This is a genomic window from Mycobacterium sp. 1081908.1, from assembly GCF_001673535.1.
GTDB lineage: Bacteria > Actinomycetota > Actinomycetes > Mycobacteriales > Mycobacteriaceae > Mycobacterium.
Map to the genome: position 1 here is coordinate 13,336 of NZ_LZLY01000095.1, position 15,500 is coordinate 28,835.

The following is a 15,500-nucleotide window of genomic DNA, read 5'->3' on the forward strand; positions in this document are numbered from 1 at the left end:
GACGGCTAGTGGTGGCCGCCGCCTGAGCTGCCGCCGCCAATGGAGCTGCCGCCGCCTGAGCTGCCTCCGCCAATCGAGCCGCCGCCACCGAGGGAGCCGCCACCGAGGGAGCCGCCTCCGCCGAGGGAGCTGCCGCCACCGAGAGAGCCGCCCCCGCCGAGGGAACCGCCTCCGCCAAGGGAGCCGCCTCCGCCGAGGGAGCTGCCGCCACCGAGAGAGCCGCCCCCGCCGAGGGAACCGCCTCCGCCGACCGGCCCACCGCTGCCCGGGCCGGCGCCTCCGCCGATCGGTCCGCCGGCAGGGGGCGTGCCACCGCCGACCGGGCCACCGGCGCCCGGGATGGCGCCGCCGCCGATCGGTCCGCCGCCGGCGGGGGGTGTGGCGCCGCCGACCGGTCCGCCGCCCTCGGGCGGCGTGCCGCCCGGGGTCCCGTGGCTCGGGCCGGGACCGGTAACCGGCCCGCCGCCTTCGGGAGGCGTGTCGCCGGGAGTGCCGGGGCCGGTACCGGGTCCGGTGCCTTCCGGAGGTGCGCCGCCGGGGGTCCCGTGGCCGGGGCCTGGGCCGCTGGCAGGCCCGCCGTCGCCCGGGTTGCTCGGAGGCCTGCCCTCCGTGCCACCGGGATTGGTGCCCGGCCCGTGCCCCGGCGGAGTTTGGTGGGGCGGCGGCGAGTGCGGCGGAGGGACGTGGACCGGGGGCGGCTCGGCCGGCGGCGACGGATGCGGGGGCGCCTGGATAACGGGTGGGCTCGCTGGCGGGTCAGGGAACCAAACCTGCGGAAGCGGGCGCGGCGCTATCGGCGGGACCACTACGACGGGAAACGGCACGGCTGGCGCGGCCGGAACAGCCGCCTCCGGAACGGGTGCCACTGGAATCGGAGCCGGCGGAACCGGGGCCGCGGGAGGAGGAGCCGCCGGAACCGCGGCCGCCGGGACCGGCACTGCCGCCGGCGCACCCGCGGGTGGGCTCAACGGCTTGGGTGCTTCCGCCTTGGTGGCCGCCACTTGCCAAGGCGCGGGCGCGAATACGTGCTCTGCCGGGGCAAGGAGATTTTGCAGCGGCGCGGGCAGCATTCCGACGGTCGTGTGGACGCCGACCGATAGCGCGATCTCGAGCGCCATCGCCGCGCTGATGGCTGCGACCGCCACCGCGCTGCCGACCAGCAGGCCCGGCCTGGAACGCGGCTCGCTTTCATCCTGATCGCCGGCGTCCATGACAACGGTCGGGGCGCTGGCTTCGTCGTCTTCCACTGCGCTATAAGCGAATTCGTCGTCGCCGAGCTCGGCATCGGCGATGCGCAAATATTCGGGCAGGGTACTCGCGTCGAGCGCACCGGTGCCCGGGTCTTGTGCGTAGGCCAGCGCGGCGGTCGACGACGCAAACAACGGAGCATTGGCGGACGCCAGGGCCGCCCCGCGGGCCAGCGCCGTCTCCGGCTCTTCCGGCGTGCTCACGCTGAGCGGCGTCGCCTCTTCCAGCCACGGCTTGATCGGGGCGACATCGACATTGGAGCCGACCACGAATAGGCCGTCTGGGCCGTCTGGGAGCTCGTCGAGCCCGGCGACCATCTCCATCAGCTTCGCGGTTGCGCACTCCCCGGACGCGTCATTCAACCGTTCTGTCCGGACATCGGCGACCGACCCGTCGGAGGTCTCGATGACGGCCAAAGTCGCGGTGTCGGGCTCAACGAAAAGCACCGCGGTGCGCTCGTAACCCATTGCGCCACCGACGGATTGGGTCAATGATGTCGCGGCCAGAAACGTCGAGACCAGCATGACGTTCTCGAGCTTGTGGGCGGCCAGCGCATCGCGCACCGCTGTCGCTTCGAGCTGGTCGGTGCAGGCCACCCCGACGGCGGACAGCTCGATGCCGGCACTGACCGCGTCCTCGCGAGTGCCCAGAATGGCGGCGATCGCCCGATCGGACGCGCTGACGGTCGGCGAATCGTCGGCGGCGGTGACCGCGAACTCTTTCTCGTCTACCGTTGCGCCATCGGCGTTTTCGCCCTGCAGCAGCACCATCTGAACGGAGTCTGGCGCTAGCGAGACTCCGAGCACGATATCCATGAGGCACGCCTCCCAGCATCTTGGCGGCCGGTCACCGCCTGACCGATCGTCGCGCGGGAAGCTGTATCAGGATCCTGGCGAAGCTGTGTAGGGCTTAAGAACCCCCAGCTCGGCGGGCTAGGGTCGGCTCGTGCGCAGGACCATCGACTGGGACGGCGACGCGGTCACGATCATCGACCAGACCGCGTTGCCCGCCGACTACCGCGAGCTCACCCTGCGCACCGTCGACGAGCTGATCGACGCGATCCGCCGCCTGGCCGTGCGCGGTGCCCCGGCGCTGGGTGCGGCGGGCGCGCTCGGCGTGGTGCTCGCGGTCCGCGAGGGGGGCGACGTGCGGGCGTCGGCCGAACGAGTCGCCAAGGCACGACCGACGGCCGTCAACCTCAGCTGGGGAGTCGGCCGCGCTCTCGACAAGCTCGAGGAGGGCGCCGACGCCGTGCTCGCCGAGGCGCTGGAAATACTCGACGAGGACGAACGCCTCAACCGCGCCGCATCCGCCCACGCCGCCGAGATCGTCCTGGAGCTATGCGATCGCCGCCCGCTGCGGCTGCTCAGCCACTGCAACGCCGGGCATCTGGCCACCGTGGCGTGGGGCAGCGCGCTCGGGGTCGTCTGGCACCTGCACGAGCGCGGGCTGGTCGAGTCGGTGCTGGTCGACGAGACGCGTCCGCTGCTGCAGGGCGCCCGGCTCACCGCGTGGGAGCTGGCGCAGGCCGGCGTGCCCTACCGGGTGCAGCCGGACGGCGCCGCCGCGGCGGCGATGGCGCGCGGGCTCGTCGACTGCGTGCTCGTCGGCGCCGATCGGATCGCGGCCAACGGCGACGTCGCCAACAAGATCGGCACCTACGGGCTGGCCATCGCGGCGCGCCATCACGGCGTGCCGATCGTCGTCGTCGCGCCGTCGTCCACCATCGACGCGTCGCTGCCCACCGGCGCGGAGATCTCGATCGAGGAACGCGCGCCCGACGAACTCCGGACGTTCGGGGGGACCACGATCACCCCGCCGGACGCGGGCGTCTTCAACCCAGCCTTCGACGTGACGCCGGCCGATCTGATCTCGGCCGTGGTCACCGAGCGCGGCCGCTATCGGCCGTCGTGACGCTGGCCCGCGGTTTCAGGATCAGGCTCGCCACGACGGCGACGGCGCCAATGGCGACGCAGAGCCACAATCCGGCATGGTAGCTGGCCGCGGTGCCCGCCCCGACAACCGTTCCGGCCCAGGCGAACCCCAGCGAGCCGCCGATGCCGTAGGAGGCATTGGCGATTCCGGGCAGCGATCCCGGCTCGTCCGCGGGCGCCTGCAGGCCTGTGACCGGGATCAGATGATCGCCTGCTCCTGCAAGCCCGCGATCTGCGCCGCGTCATAGCCCAGTTCGCCCAGTATCTCCGCGCTGTGCTCGCCGATCAGCGGCGGCGCGCGGCGGATCGTCGCAGGCGTCGCGCCCATGCCCGCCAGTGGGCTGCCGATCAGGTCGACCGATCCGGCGGCGGCCCACACATGCGGCGTCGTCGCGCGCAGGCGCCGGTGCTGCACCTGCGGATCGTCCCAGACCTCCGCCAAATCGTTATAGCGCGCGGCCGGGATCCCCACGCTATCGAACTTCGCCTGAAGCTCCTCCGTCGTGAACTGCCGGCTCCACACGTTGATGATGTCGATCAACTCCGCGCGATTGGTCTTGGCCCGCTTGGCGTTGGTGTCGAAGCGCGGGTCGGCGTAGAGCTCGGGCTGGCCCATCAACTCCGCCATGCGCCGCCAGTGGGCGTCGCTGCCGGCCGTAATGTACGTCATGCCGTCGCGCGCATGGATGAGGTCGGCGGGGCCGCCGCCGTTGCCACCATTGCCCAGACGCTCCGGCTGGACGCCGTTGATGAGATAGTCCTGCATGATGTGGCAGATCATCGCCACGGAACTGTCGAGCAGCGCCATGTCGATGTACTGGCCCTCGCCCGTGTTGTTGCGATGGTGCAGCGCGGCGAGGATCGCGATGGCGCTGTTGTGGCCGGTCACGAAATCGACAAGGCTGGGACCGGCCTTCACCGGTCCCGCGCCGGGCTGGCCTTCGGGGATGCCGGTCACGGCCATCATGCCGCCGCTCGCCTGGAACAACCCGTCGTAGCCCGCGCGCGCCGCCATCGGCCCAGTCTGGCCAAAGCCGGTGATCGAGCAGTAGATGAGGCGGGGATTGATCGCCTTCAGGCTCTCATAATCCAGCCCGAACCGCTTGAGGTCGCCGACCTTGTAATTCTCGATCAGGACGTCCGCGGTCTTGACCAGAGCACGCACGATGTCCTGCCCCTCCGGCTTGGAGTGGTTGACCGTGATCGACCGCTTGTTGCGGTTCGACGCGGTGAAGAAGCCGGACTGGCGAAGGTCCTTGCCATCCTTGCCCTCGACCGAGGCGAGACCGTAAGCGCGCCCTTCGTCACCACTGCCCGGCCGCTCCACCTTGATGACGTCAGCGCCGAGGTCGCCCAGTATCTGCGCGCTGATCGGGCCGGCGAAGACGCGGGTCATGTCGATGACCCGGATACCCTCCAGGGCAAGCTGTGTCGTGCTCATGATCTCCTGCTGCTCATCCATTTCAAGTCGTGCTGCGCAATCATAGGTTCGCATCGAAGCGCCCGACGCTTTGCGTACTCCACCTGTCGGTCGTGCTCGAGAACCGCGCGCGTGACCTCGCCCGGCATCAGGGGCCGCGATCGCGTCCTCTATCCGGTCGATCGGCCAGAGGGCTCACCCGATCGCGCGCGTTGATCCGGCCCGACCGGATGTCGGCGATGAGGCGACGGATGATCCCGGTCCGGGCGCGCTCCGCCGTCGCACTTCTTGGCAGGTCCTGCCACAACTGTGATGGGCGCAGTCGGAGGTGTACCGGACCCGCGGCCGCACGACCGACGGGAGTCGTTCGGGGTACGGGCGGGGTATAGGTCCCCTGGGCATAGCGGTGTAGCGGCGGGAGTGTCCTGGTCAGCGTGGAGCCGATGACGGGAATCGAACCCGCGTATTCAGCTTGGGAAGTATTTTCTACGCCCGAACATGTGAGCGATAGTCGCTCGTCGCTGCACTAGCAGCAACTACGCTTGCACTGTTCAAGCACACTTTCGGTACGGCTCGCGGACGCCCTCGGTACCGCCGAAGTACGCCCGCAGTTCGGGTGTGTTTACGGGACCGAAACGGGACCGCGTGTTGGGTAGCCGCGACCGGAGCGAGCCATCCGGCGCGACACGCCGGGGGAGGTTGTCGGTGTGTGCTGGGAGACTCCTGCGCATGGAACCGAAGGACAACGTGTGGGCTGACGGCAGCGAACGCGGCCTCGCCTACGCATTCGCGGCGGTTGAGAGGTACCTACGCGAGAACGGCACGAACTGGGCTCACCGTGCGCTGTTGCTGCCGCATATGTCGGCGAGTCGGGAGAGGTACCACCAGAACTACAGCGCCAACAAGAACATCGGCAGCGGGCGTGGAAACAAGCCTGCGCCAGGCGGACCAGTGATGGTTGTGCATCCTCCGCTGAAGCTGCTGGAAAAGGGTATGCGCCTGGCTGCCGGTCAACTGCTCGGCGTGGCCACGCCGAACCCGCGTGAGGTCGCGGGGTGGGCTGCGGCGACGAAGGCTGTTGACGCGGTGACCGGTGAGCGACATCCCGGCGTGCCGCCCGAGATTGAACAGGCGCTACAAGACCTGCACGACGCCGGGTACAACGGCTATGCGCGACAACGCGAATGGTTCTTCGCGGCGAAGTACTTCCCACCCATCGACATTCTCATGGCGGCGAGTTACGACGTGGACTTCGTCAAGAGCTACCTTGTTGTGCTTGGAAAGTCAGCGGGCAGCGTCGAGGGAATCGACCAGCTTTACGTCCCGCCGTCGCAGCGGCCCCGCACCTCTCGCTGACCCGGGTCCTGGACGCTCAAAAATGTCGTGACGGGTGTCGGGGTCATTTGGGACGATGGCGGTATGCAGCGCATGCCTCTCGGCGAGTACGAGCTGTTCAAGAAATGGTCGGGGCACCCGCTTACTTGGGGCGCTGGCGCTGAGGGGCGGGTTTGGTTCGGGGGCAAGGTGTTGGACGGCCTGTGCACGGTGCTGGACGAGCACATCGCGGCGACAGGCGGGGGGTCAGCGGCCATCGGGTGCGTGCCCTGGCTGACGCATGAGGCCGTCATCGACCGGCTTGAGAAGCTGAACTCGCTGTGCGTCGTGGTCGATAAGGCATTGAGGAGTCGGAAGGCCATCGACCGCCTGATGCCCGGTGTCGAGGAGGAAGGCGAGTATCTGAATGGCTTTCCTAATGCCGCCATCGCAGGACTCGCGGGTCTAATTCCTGCCGAAAATGGCGAACGGGTGATCGTCGGCCCCTACACGCCACGCGAGGTCGTGGAGCACGTCATCGACCCGGTTCGGACGGTCGGTTGGCTGAAAGAGGCGAAGGACAACCCGATCGTCCATGCGAAGATGCTCGTGCTTGGCGAAATCAGCTGGCCCATCTACGAAACACCGTATGGCACGGACGAGGGCAGTCCTCGCTTTACGCCGCGGACTGTATGGATGGGTTCGGCGAACTGGACTGGGGGTTCAACTAATCACCTTGAGTTCGGCATCGTCTCGCGAGATGCCGAACTACTGACGGCCGCAACGGATTTCGTGGCCGATGTGATTGCATTCTCGGAGCCGCTGGGGTCCAGTTGTACTGGTCCCGAACCAAACATGCTCGTCTACGAGGTCGACGATGCCGCGATGTGGGAGGCGTCGGAAAATCAGCGGCTAGCTCATGAAGAGTGGGAAGCGGAGCAGCTTGAGGACGAACCATGATCCGCGTCGCGGGCCGCCTGTCAAGTCGTAGTTGGGCAGCCGGCCACGGAGCGTTGAAAGCCACGTAACTCCGCTCCGTGGCCGGGCCGATTTGGGGGACACGCGCCGACACAGGAGCGGCCACTACGGGTGCGGAAGAGGCAGCACCGAGCACCACGGCGAAGGCCCGCGCCCGGCGGCAGGCCGCAGCCCTGGCGGAACTGACCGTGGATGAGGCGGAGAAGCGGTTGCTGCTCGACTGGACCCAGCCGCTACGCCACGCGACCTTCTATAAGGCGGTGTACCGACCGGCGGTGCTGCGGGCCAACAGGCTGACGCCGACCGCGAAGGTGGACGCCGAGCAGTCGTTCCATTCCCTGCGCCATACCTACGCCAGCTTGTGCCTCGCCGCAGGCATTCGGCCCATCGACATCGCAGAGTTGATGGGGCACCGGGACGTCAAGACCACGCTGACGGTGTACGCGCACCTCATCAACACCGATGATCATGCCGGCAACATGGCCGCGCTCGGCGGATTGGCGGCCCCAGCGCCGACCTACACCGGAAGCGTTGTGCCGCTGGTGGGTTAGCGTTTACGCAGCGGGAACTTCGCTCCCATGGCCGCGATGATCTTGTCGGCGTTCTTGGGGTTGATGAGGGTGATGACGATCGCGGCGACGAGCCACAAGGTCAAGCCGATCAGAACAGTTGCTGCAGAAATAGAGATAAGGAAGTAGCCGAACACGGCAAACCCAACCTGTCACTCGGTTTGCCTGTGTTCCCGTCCGCACAGTGCAACGCGCACGTTAGGTCGCGCGCATTCCCGCCTATCGGGGTTCGCAGCACTACGGGAAGTGCTCCGCCCTACCACGCCTTAGCCACGTGGGTATCAGCTCGCCGCCGGGTGGCGGGTCGAGCAAGGTGTCGGCAACTGCAAGAATACCAGCGTCTGCGCGATGGCCCCATGTACGGCGCTCACTTGCGCCATCGGGAGAACCACCCCTTGAACGGGAAGTACTTTCCCATCGCGGTGATGATGTCGGCCGCGTTCTCTGGGGCGCGGTATGTGATTGCGACGCTGGCGCATACGTGGATCGTCAAACCTGCGAGCGCCGCGAGCGCCAGGACTCCTGACACGATTGCAGAGATGAGGATATAGCCGAGCATCGACAACCCTTCAATGCCTCCGGTTCCCGGTTGCGCCGAAACCAGGGTGGGGCATATTGGGGTTGTACGTCCGATGTGATCAGGCTTTTCGCCTTGGAACGCAATCGGCGCTGCGTTCGTTCCGCCTTTCGGCGTTAACCGCAGTTGGTCACCTGGACCAAAAGCGTGAAGGCCGTCTCCGGCATCTCGCCGGATCTGCACCACCTCAAACCTTCCTGGGCATCTCGCCATCGGCCTGAGTACCTTAATCATATCACGTCAATGGCAATTTCGGCGGTGCTGCTGGAACAGCTTGCGGCGCTTGAGGTTTAGAAAGGCTCTGGGTCGTCGTCCGGGCCGGGTCCGGGGTATCCGGCCCATGGGTCATCGTCGCCCTGGTACTCGTCTTGGTCTTCGTCGTCCCGCTGCTCTTCCGCGACGTGGCCCAAGATGTCGACCGCGTTGCGCGCGTTCGTCACGAGCTGGTCGTAGGTCATAACTGTGATGCGCGTCATGTGACTGTTGTATATACGGAGCGTCTCGTAAACGGTTTCCATTGGTATTGCAGACGTTTCGTGATCGAAGTGACCGATCACGACAGTTGCATGTAGTCGGCGTGGCTCGATCCCGAAGTCTGCCTTGATCCGGTGTCGGTCCTCGTCCAGCGAGCACAAGTAGTTCTGCGTCTGCGACACCGCTTCGTGTACGGGTCCGCCCACCATCCAGTGGGTTCCAACTTTACGAACAATCGGCGTTGCAGTCGCTTTCTTGAGTTCAATGAGGTGCAAAGATCCATCTGCGGTGATCAGCGGGACATCGAACTGCTCGCCAAGGACGAGTGATCGTTGTCCTGTGGCGACGTACTGGCCGCCGAACATCCACGGATTACGTTGCAAGATTCGCTGAAATACGCTCTCGCTGGCATCAGGGTCCCACACGGCCGTTTCAAGATGCCCGATCTCAACCCGCTTCTTTTCGTTGGTCACGTAGTCCGCCAGAAAGTCCGCGTGGCCAGACGCTTGGATCGCTTCGACCAGGTGCGTCTTGTCCGAGATCGCAGCCAAGACGTCGCCGAGATTGTCGGCGCTCAGCTTCGCAACCTCCGCCGCCATCTCCTTGCTGTCGACCCGAACGTAGTAGCCATCCGCGGGGAGGAACTGACCGGCCAGGAAACTCTTGAGTACCCGGATCTCGTCGTCCTCCAAGTAGAACTTGAGCTCGGGTGGCGCGGCGAAATCAAATCCGCCGAGGACCTTTCGGTGCTGGGTGATCTCAAGACGGGCGTGCGTCGGGGTTACCGGGTCACTGCCGTAGAACTTCAAGCACGCCGCTTTGTGGGTGTTGCCAACCGTCTTGAGCTGGACCGATTGCATCCCGTGCTGGTACATCCCCGACCCAGGAGATGACCACGCCTTGATCGGCCCGCCTTCGGGCTCGCCCTCCGGCGGCATATCGGCGCTGTCCAGATCGTGGGGTTCGTCCCCAGAAGGATCCACCGGGACATTCTCCACCGCGAATGTAGTAAAGCGGCGAAGGGGTACGGGACCGTTACGGGACCGTCGAGTCGCCCGCGCCCGGCGAACGGGCTGTTTGCCCTGTTCGGAGTGGAGCCGATGACGGGAATCGAACCCGCGTATTCAGCTTGGGAAGCTGATGTTCTGCCATTGAACTACATCGGCGTGGTCGCTGTGAGCTGCGCAAGCTTTACAGCGGTGACAGTCTAGCGGCTGAGCGACAGGTCGCTGCACAATCCGGTTCGAAACCAGCCCTGAGCGCGTATGCCGCATCTCCGAAAGTGCGGCTCGCCGACTTCATTGCCAACGCGACGTACTGGAAGGGGTAGCCGAGCGCATGACGCTCACTCGCCTGACGCGCTTTGGCAAAGCGGCGGCGACGCGCGGAAGCCGAGTTCAGGACTTGTGCTTGTCGGGGCAGTACTCCGCGGTGGCAGCGAGGACGAACAGCTTGGCTTGATTCTGGTCCATCCGTAGTTTCAGTTGGTCGACCTCGTCGTTCTGGCTGTACCCGGCGGAGAGGTCCTGGCACATCGTGCGTCCCATGGTCCCGGTCTGCGACGCGTTACCAAGGTGAATGCCGTTCGACGCCAGGTAGTTGGTAAATTCGGCGTCCTTATCGTCGGCGCTGGCGACGGCTGCGGGCACCAGCATCAGGGCCATCGCGGCGCCGAGCATGCACCCAAACATCTTCTTGGTCATTTCCCCACCACCTCCAAAGCTCCACATGACACTCGGAACGAGACGGCGCACCCCAAGCAACGCCTAGAGCTGCCCTGGGTCATGTATTGCCCAGCGCCGGGGTCTTCTGCTCGCCGGTTCCAAACTTCAACCAAGCGTTCATCTTTCGTTTCGGCGGAGTTGTCCAATGTGGGACGGTCGAGCACTCGCAGCAAACCAACCAGTCGGCCGCACCCGAGCGGCCCAGCCCCGCCGCGCTGCGGGTACCGATCCGACAGACAAAGCGTCCGGCGAATGCCGCTATTGGCTCGGATCCAATTCTTAGCCTCTCGATGTTTATTATTCCGTGATCTGCCCGTAATGTGCTCTCCGTGGGTCGGCATCGGTTAGCCAAGAAGCGACGCAAGTCACACGTGATGCTGGCTGCGCTGCTCGCCCCCGCCGCCGTCTTCTTCGCGGCGGCAGGCGATGTCCGTCCATTAGCCGCGCGCGAAGAGGCCAAACCCGTTATCGGCGACATTGAGCCGTGCTGCCTGCAACTTGTGGCGGCGGCGAATACGCCCGGTAAAGCCGCGGGCTTCACCGACACCCGGCAGGCCGCGGCGTCGCGGTATCACACGCGCGCCCGCTTCCTGCCCGTCGGCATCGCGCCGGAGCAGGGCCTGCAGGTTCGGACGATCTTGGTCGAGCGCGCCATCAGCGTGCAGTTCCCGCAGATCCACCAGATCGGCGGCGTGCGACCGGACCCGCTGCCCTGGCACCCCATGGGGTTGGCCATCGACGTGATGATTCCCGACGCCGGCAGCTCCGAGGGCATCGCGCTGGGCAACGCGATCGTCGCCTACGTGATGAAGAACGCGTCGCGCTTCGGCATCCAGGACGCGATCTGGCGGGGCGTCTACTACACGCCGGGCGGGGCGCAACCGAGCAGGCTCGGCCACTATGACCACGTCCACGTCACGACCACCGGCGGCGGCTACCCCAAGGGTGGCGAAATGTACCTCGCGGACTGAAGCGAGGACGACGGCCCCGTAGCAGCGGATAGGCTCAGCGGGTGCTGCTCTCCGATCGCGATCTTCGGGCCGAAATCAACTCGGGCCGCTTGGGCATCGACCCGTACGACGACACCTTGGTGCAGCCGTCCAGCATCGACGTGCGCCTCGACTGCATGTTCCGGGTGTTCAACAACACCCGCTACACCCACATCGACCCGGCGAAGCAGCAGGACGAGCTGACCAGCCTGGTGGAACCCGTTGACGGGGAACCGTTCGTGCTGCATCCGGGCGAGTTCGTGCTCGGCTCGACGCTGGAGCTGTTCACCCTGCCCGAAGACCTCGCGGGTCGCCTGGAGGGCAAGTCGTCGCTGGGCCGGCTGGGCTTGCTGACGCACTCGACCGCCGGCTTCATCGACCCCGGCTTCAGCGGGCACATCACGCTCGAGCTGTCCAACGTCGCGAACCTGCCGATCACTCTGTGGCCGGGCATGAAGATCGGTCAGCTGTGCATTCTGCGGCTGACGAGTCCGGCCGAGCACCCCTACGGAAGCTCCCGCGTAGGGTCGAAGTACCAGGGTCAGCGGGGACCGACGCCGTCGCGCTCGTACCAGAACTTCATAAGGTCTACATAGCTTAGACAGCGCTCCGCCACAGCGTATTTACGCGAAGATGTAGTGGTCCGTGGTTACCGCCCGCTCGGCCATGGCTTCGCCAGCAATACCTTTGGAGGGGGTTGTATTGGACATCGTGCTCGGCGTGTCAATGGCACCGGCGTCGATCCAGATGGTCGTCTTGGAAGGCGAAAACGCCGACGGCGCAACGGTAGAAGAGGACGAGTTCGACGTCACCGCTGCCAACGACGCGGCCACCGCGAGCGCATCCGACCAAGTAGTCGCCGCCATCCTCGGCACCCGCGAGGGCGCGGCCGATGCCGGCCTGGAGCTGTCGGCGATCGGTGTGACGTGGACCGACCAATTCGAGGCGGCCGCCCTGCGCGACGCGCTGGCCGCCCACAAGATCGAGAACGTCATGCTGGTGTCGGCGTTCCTCGCGGCGGCGGCGCTGGCCCAAAGTGTCGGCGGCGCAGTCGGTTACGAGCGCACCGCGGTCCTGTACATCGAGCCGGACACCGCGACCCTGGCCGTCGTCGAGACATCCGACGGTTCCATCGCCGACGTCTACAGGCAATCGATCTATGCCGAGTCCTACGACGACGCGATCACCCAGCTCAGCGGGATGGTCGCCGGGCTGGAAAAGACGGAGCTCGCGCCCGACGGGCTGTTCGTGGTCGGCTCGGGCGTCGATATCGCCCCGATCAAGCCGGCGCTGGAGTCGGTCACGTCGCTTGACGTGAGCGCGCCGGAGGAGCCAGAGACCGCGCTGGCCCGCGGCGCCGCCTTGGCCTCGGCGAACGCGCCGTTGTTCGCGTCGTCGACCGCGGCGCTGGCCTACGCCCAAGACCCGGGCACCGGCGCCGTCGACCACTACGCCCTTCCCGAATACCTCGGCGTCGGAGCCGAACTCGGCGACGAACTGGCGTACAGCGCGGTGCACGACGACGACGCCGACGCCCCGACCGTCCTCATCGAGAAGCTGTTCGTTCAGGAACCGGAACCTCCGCGCCGCAGGCCGGTCCTGCTGGTCGGCAGCGGTTTGGCGGTCGTCGGCATCAGCGCGGTGCTGGCGCTCGAGATCGCGCTGGCCATCGGCATCCGCACGACGGGGACCGTGGCATTGCGGCCCACCCCGGCCCAAAACCTCATCGTCCCAACGCAACAGGCGCCCGCGCCGGTCCAGGCAGCCCCGGCGATGCCGAAGATCAACCTGCCGCAGCCGATGTCGGCGCCCAAACCGTTGAGCCCGCCCGCCCCCGCGCCGCTACCCGCGGCGCCGGTTGCGCCTCCGCTTCCCGCGGGCCCTCCGATCGACCCGGTGATACCGGTCCCGGTCGTGGTCCCACCCGTGGCGCCGATCCCGGTGCCACCGGTCCACGTGCCCATTCCCAACCCGATCGTCAGTCCGCCGGTTATCCAGGCGCCGCGCCTCCCGGTACCCCAGCCCGTCGCGCCCCAACCGCCCGTGCACGTTCCGCAGCCGCAGTGGCCGGTGCCCGGCGGTGGCACGGTTCCACATTCGCCGCCGCACCAGCCGCCCGGGGAAAACCTGCTACCCATCCCGGGCGGCCCCGGCACCGGACACGTCCCGGTGCCCGGTACCGGTCCCGGCGGCGGACCGTTCGGGGGCGGCGGGCCTTTCGGCGGCGGCGGTGGCCCCATCCACATCCCTGGGGGAGGCCCCGGCGGCGGTGAGCCCGCCGGACCCGGGCCCTTCGGCGGCGGTGGGCCGTTCGGCGGCAATGGACCGTTTGGCGGCGGCCACGGTGGCGGTGCGCCCGGCGGCGGCGGGCCGTTCGGTGGCGGTGGACCCTTCGGTGGCGGCGGCGGTCCGATCGGCGGCGGTCCGTTTGGCGGCGGCGGTCACGGCGGCGGGGGTCCGATCGGTGGCGGGCCCTTCGGCGGCGGAGGTGGCGGTCCCTTCGGCGGCGGCGGCAGCGGGCCCTTCGGTGGCGGCGGCCACGGTGGCGGCGGCTTCGGCGGTGGCGGCGGCTTCGGCGGTGGCGGCCACAGCGGCGGCGGCCACCACTAGCCGTCTCGGCGTTGCAAAACGGTTAACGCACGCCGAGTTGCGCTTAACAGCCCGCGGTGGTGCGGGTACGGTCGAGATGTTGGGGCAAGCCGAAAAACCGCGCCGCCCCAGGACCAGAACTCCATACCGCCCAGCTAATCCCGGATGCTCGAGCCCGCGCGCCGCTGTGGCCGTAAGTCCGTGAAACTAGGCATTTAATCGTGTCGTCGGCGTTTTGCCGTCGTTACGCAGCAAACTAGCCGAGGGAGATATCTAGCGTTGGTGGGCATCGTGCTTGGCGTCTCGATGGCGCCGACGAACGTCCGCATGGTGCTGGTGGAAGGTGAAGGCGCCGACGGGGCCACCGTCGACGAGGACAAGTTCGACGTCGGCCTGGAGGCTCCCGGCTCTGCCGGGCCGTCCACGGCGCCCAACCAGGTGATCTCCGCCATCCTCGGAACCCGCGAGGGCGCGGCCGAGGGCGGCTACCAGCTGCTCTCGACGGGGGTGACCTGGACCGATCACGTCGAGGCCGCCATGCTGCGCGACGCGCTGGCCGCCCACAAGGTCGAGAACGTCATGCTGGTCTCGGCATTCATGGCCGCGGCCGCGCTCACCCAGGCCGTGGGCGACGCGACCAACTACGCGCGCACCGCGCTGCTGTTCGTCGAGCCGTACACCGCGACGTTGGCGGTGGTCGACAGCGCGGACGGGTCGATCTGCGACGTACACCGCAGGGTTCTCGCCGAGGACGAAGACCAGGCGGTGGCCGAGCTCCTCGAGCTGGTCTCGGGCGCCGAGGCGCTGGAAACCCGCCCGGAGGGCGTGGTCGTCGTCGGTTCCGGCGTCGACATCCCGCTGATCAAGCCGGCGCTGGAGGCCGCGACGTCCCTTCAGCTGTCGGTGCCCGACGAACCGGAGATGGCCCTCGCCCGCGGTGCGGCGCTGGCCTCGGCGAACGCGCCGTTGTTCGCGTCATCGACCGCGGCGCTGGCCTACGCGCTGGACCCCGGCACCGGCGAAGTCGACCCGTTGGCGCTGGCCGGCCAGTTCCCCGGGTTGCTGCCCGGATACCAGCCCGCATACCGGACCGTTCCCGAGCCGCCCGACGTCAAAGGCAAGCCCAACGTCGCCTACAGCGCCGTGCCCGACGACGACGCCGAGGCGGGCACCGCCATCGGCCTGGACGAGACAGCGCAGCGGCGCAAATCCATCGCGCTGGTCGGCAGCATGCTGGCGGTGGTCTTCATCAGCGCCGTTGTGGTGCTTGAGATTGCGCTCGCGATCAGCATCCGTCCGACGGTGGCGCTGCGGCCCAGCCCGAACGAAAACATCGTCGCCCCGACGCAGCCGCCCGCGACGGCGCCGGTGCCCCAGGCCCGACCGAAAATCCAGGAGCCCGCGCCGGTGGCTGTGCCGCATCCCATCGCCCCGCCCGCCGCCGCCCCGGCTCCCGTGGCTCCTCCGCCGGTTCCGGTGCCCGCGCTGCCCCCGCCCGTGTTCGTCCCCGTTCCTCGCGTGCCGGTGCTCGCGCCTCCCGTGCCCCGGCTCGAGGGCGGCCGAGGCCCCTTCGGCGGCGTGCCGGCGCCGCGCGGGCCCTTCGGCGGCGGCCGCGGCCCGTTCGGTGGGCATGGCCCGTTCGGTGGGCACGGTCCGTTCGGCGGGCACGGTCCGTTCGGCGGCT

The 15,500-nt window shown here is 67.7% G+C and carries 14 protein-coding genes and 1 tRNA gene; 8 read left to right on the forward strand and 7 right to left on the reverse strand.

Going from position 1 to position 15,500, the window contains the following annotated elements; genetic code table 11:
- Nucleotides 1–5 precede the first annotated feature (5 nt).
- Nucleotides 6–2,063, reverse strand: coding sequence for a hypothetical protein (locus A5655_RS13770; protein ID WP_067010903.1), 2,058 nt, complete (start codon nt 2,061–2,063; stop codon nt 6–8).
- A 130-nt stretch (nt 2,064–2,193) separates the two neighbouring features.
- Between A5655_RS13770 and mtnA the strand changes: the two genes are divergently transcribed.
- Nucleotides 2,194–3,162 (forward strand): S-methyl-5-thioribose-1-phosphate isomerase, encoded by a 969-nt coding sequence (gene mtnA, locus A5655_RS13775; RefSeq protein WP_067010905.1) that lies wholly within the window; start codon nt 2,194–2,196, stop codon nt 3,160–3,162.
- Between the two features lie 219 nt (nt 3,163–3,381).
- Here mtnA and A5655_RS13780 read toward each other — a convergent pair whose 3' ends face one another.
- Complete coding sequence (locus A5655_RS13780; RefSeq protein ID WP_231999161.1) at nt 3,382–4,644, reverse strand: CaiB/BaiF CoA-transferase family protein; 1,263 nt, start codon at nt 4,642–4,644, stop codon at nt 3,382–3,384.
- A gap of 687 nt (nt 4,645–5,331) precedes the next feature.
- Here A5655_RS13780 and A5655_RS13785 point away from each other — a divergent pair.
- From A5655_RS13785 to A5655_RS13795, 3 genes are all read left to right on the forward strand, one after another.
- Nucleotides 5,332–5,958 carry a hypothetical protein gene (locus A5655_RS13785; protein WP_067010906.1) on the forward strand — a complete coding sequence of 209 codons (627 nt, stop codon included), beginning with the start codon at nt 5,332–5,334 and terminating at the stop codon, nt 5,956–5,958.
- Nucleotides 5,959–6,021: 63 nt separating this feature from the next.
- A complete protein-coding gene (locus A5655_RS28705) occupies nt 6,022–6,876 on the forward strand; it encodes a hypothetical protein (protein ID WP_231999162.1) in 855 nt (284 codons plus the stop codon).
- Nucleotides 6,877–7,082: 206 nt separating this feature from the next.
- Nucleotides 7,083–7,445: a tyrosine-type recombinase/integrase gene (locus tag A5655_RS13795; protein WP_231999163.1), complete on the forward strand. Its 363-nt coding sequence runs from the start codon at nt 7,083–7,085 to the stop codon at nt 7,443–7,445.
- Here A5655_RS13795 and A5655_RS27875 read toward each other — a convergent pair.
- From A5655_RS27875 to A5655_RS13815, 5 genes are all read right to left on the reverse strand, one after another.
- The gene (locus A5655_RS27875; RefSeq protein ID WP_156764854.1) at nt 7,442–7,600 is read right to left on the reverse strand and encodes a hypothetical protein; all 159 of its coding nucleotides are present in this window, start codon (nt 7,598–7,600) and stop codon (nt 7,442–7,444) included. The two genes, A5655_RS13795 and A5655_RS27875, sit on opposite strands and share 4 nt — an antisense overlap.
- Nucleotides 7,601–7,830: 230 nt before the next feature.
- Nucleotides 7,831–8,226: a hypothetical protein gene (locus tag A5655_RS27880; RefSeq protein WP_156764855.1), complete on the reverse strand. Its 396-nt coding sequence runs from the start codon at nt 8,224–8,226 to the stop codon at nt 7,831–7,833.
- A gap of 104 nt (nt 8,227–8,330) precedes the next feature.
- On the reverse strand, nt 8,331–9,497 hold the full coding sequence (locus A5655_RS13805; protein WP_156764856.1) for a Shedu anti-phage system protein SduA domain-containing protein: 1,167 nt from the start codon (nt 9,495–9,497) through the stop codon (nt 8,331–8,333).
- A 109-nt stretch (nt 9,498–9,606) separates the two neighbouring features.
- Nucleotides 9,607–9,680 (reverse strand) — tRNA-Gly (locus A5655_RS13810).
- A gap of 231 nt (nt 9,681–9,911) precedes the next feature.
- The gene (locus tag A5655_RS13815; protein ID WP_067010912.1) at nt 9,912–10,217 is read right to left on the reverse strand and encodes a DUF732 domain-containing protein; all 306 of its coding nucleotides are present in this window, start codon (nt 10,215–10,217) and stop codon (nt 9,912–9,914) included.
- Nucleotides 10,218–10,567: 350 nt separating this feature from the next.
- Here A5655_RS13815 and A5655_RS13820 point away from each other — a divergent pair, with 350 nt between their 5' ends.
- The 4 genes from A5655_RS13820 to A5655_RS13835 form a co-directional block, all read left to right on the forward strand.
- Nucleotides 10,568–11,209: a hypothetical protein gene (locus A5655_RS13820; RefSeq protein ID WP_197508693.1), complete on the forward strand. Its 642-nt coding sequence runs from the start codon at nt 10,568–10,570 to the stop codon at nt 11,207–11,209.
- A 41-nt stretch (nt 11,210–11,250) separates the two neighbouring features.
- A complete protein-coding gene (dcd, locus tag A5655_RS13825; RefSeq protein ID WP_067010914.1) occupies nt 11,251–11,823 on the forward strand; it encodes a dCTP deaminase in 573 nt (190 codons plus the stop codon).
- A 130-nt stretch (nt 11,824–11,953) separates the two neighbouring features.
- Nucleotides 11,954–13,837: a hypothetical protein gene (locus A5655_RS13830; RefSeq protein WP_231999164.1), complete on the forward strand. Its 1,884-nt coding sequence runs from the start codon at nt 11,954–11,956 to the stop codon at nt 13,835–13,837.
- A 258-nt stretch (nt 13,838–14,095) separates the two neighbouring features.
- On the forward strand, nt 14,096–15,500 hold a 1,405-nt coding region (locus tag A5655_RS13835), incomplete at its 3' end, for a hypothetical protein (RefSeq protein ID WP_067010918.1).

Excerpts from the sequence above, each read along its gene's own strand:
- A5655_RS13785 (WP_067010906.1), top strand. The coding sequence starts at position 5,332 with ATGGAACCGAAGGACAACGTGTGGGCTGACGGCAGCGAACGCGGCCTC.
- A5655_RS13780 (WP_231999161.1), bottom strand. The coding sequence starts at position 4,644 with ATGGATGAGCAGCAGGAGATCATGAGCACGACACAGCTTGCCCTGGAG.
- A5655_RS13830 (WP_231999164.1), top strand. The coding sequence starts at position 11,954 with ATGGCACCGGCGTCGATCCAGATGGTCGTCTTGGAAGGCGAAAACGCC.
- A5655_RS28705 (WP_231999162.1), top strand. The coding sequence starts at position 6,022 with ATGCAGCGCATGCCTCTCGGCGAGTACGAGCTGTTCAAGAAATGGTCG.
- A5655_RS13815 (WP_067010912.1), bottom strand. The coding sequence starts at position 10,217 with ATGACCAAGAAGATGTTTGGGTGCATGCTCGGCGCCGCGATGGCCCTG.
- A5655_RS13770 (WP_067010903.1), bottom strand. The coding sequence starts at position 2,063 with ATGGATATCGTGCTCGGAGTCTCGCTAGCGCCAGACTCCGTTCAGATG.